The organism is Geofilum rubicundum JCM 15548, assembly GCF_000974365.1.
Lineage (GTDB): Bacteria > Bacteroidota > Bacteroidia > Bacteroidales > Marinilabiliaceae > Geofilum > Geofilum rubicundum.
In genome coordinates, this window is the sequence record NZ_BAZW01000138.1 from 1 (window position 1) to 1,713 (window position 1,713).

Consider the following 1,713-nt stretch of genomic DNA (forward strand, 5'->3'; position numbering starts at 1 on the left):
GCCCATTGTTTATGACGAATTTGGACGCCAAGAATATCAGTTGTTGCCCTACCAGAGTAATACTACTACCGGCGAATTTCGTTCCAATCCCAATATGGATAATTACCATGGAACTGCCAGCGAGCACAAAACCTTTTATAGCAACAGTAGTAATGATGTGGTATCAGATGCCTACCCATTTTCCAAAACCGTTTATGACAACTCTCCCTTGAACCGGGTAATGGAGCAGGGAGCACCTGGAGCCTCATGGCAACCTTCTAATCATTCTATCATATATGAGTATGGTACCAACATTGCAAATGATGTATGTTTGATGTGGACCGAGGATGCAACAGGAAACCTTCGTATAGGGAAAAGCATTAATGGTATCCATTCTAAATATTATCCTGCCAACGAACTTTATAAAAAGGTGGTTAAAGATGAAAACTGGGAAGTTGGGCAAGACATCCTTTTACTGAACACTACCGAAGAATATACCGACAAAGAGGGAAAAGTTATTTTAAAACGCACTTTTGTAGAAAAATCAAGTGGCTATGATAAAGTAGAAACCTATTATGTGTATGATAGTTTTGGATTATTACGTTATGTCATATCCCCAAAAGCTTCTATTTATTTTCGTGCCGTCCATTTGACTTCATTCACATCTGAAAATGATTATATCACTCATTCGTGCTACTATTATGAATATGATGGGCGTAAGCGCATGGTTATGAAACAGATTCCGGGGACTCTGCATCGAGTATATATGGTCTATGATAAACGAGACCGACTAGTGCTTACACAGGATGGCAACCAGAGAGCCAATATTGGGCCAAAGTGGTCATTCACAAAGTATGATCAACTGAATCGGCCTATACAAACCGGGGAATTAACAATGTCAAAGGCTTATGATCAGCCAGGAATGCAGCAATACATGGATTCTGTGATGCACAATAGGACGATGCATGAGTCCAGAACAAATAGTTACACAAATTACTATTATAGCAATACAGGGTTTCCAAATTCTTCAGATGGAATCATTAACTACCTGACCATAACCTATTATGATTCGTATCCTACAACACCCTCTTTTTCTGTGCAGCATAATATAAGTGATTATAGGGAAAGCGACGCCACACCTTATTATTTTAATGGATTAAAAGGGCTGGTAACCAGAAAGATGGTTCGGGGAATTAGTCCAGATGGTAATAGCTCTTTTATAACTACAAATTATTTTTACGATGACAGGTACCGTGTAATTCAAAGCATAGAAAAGCCAGATTTTAATACCACTGAAATATTTAGCTATAAATATGATTTCAGTGGACAAACGGTTCAAACTCGCCAGTTCTTGTCATTTAATTCTGAGGAAGTTGCTATAAATAAGTATTTTACCTATGATCATGTAGGTCGTTTACTAACTGTTGAGCAGCAAATTGAAGGGGATGATGTGAATGGACGAGTCATTGTTTCTAAACATGAATACAACCAGCTTGGTCAATTAAAGCGCAAGCAATTACATAAGACGGTTGATATGAGTGGGTTTTTGCAGAGCATTGACTATGAGTATAATATCCGTTCCTGGCTTACAGCTATAAACAATCCGGATGCTCCCGGTAATGATTTGTTTAGTATGCGGTTGCATTATAACAGCTTGCCAGACCTTGTTCATTCACAACCAAATTACCCCATACAATATAATGGAAACATAACAGCTCAAACATGGAATAATAA

Annotated in this window: 1 protein-coding gene; it reads left to right on the forward strand. The window is 38.2% G+C overall.

All coding sequences use genetic code 11. From position 1 onward, the window contains the following. Positions 1 to 1,713, forward strand: a 1,713-nt coding sequence (locus JCM15548_RS22070) for a DUF6443 domain-containing protein (RefSeq protein ID WP_227626080.1), incomplete at both ends; no start/stop codon positions are given.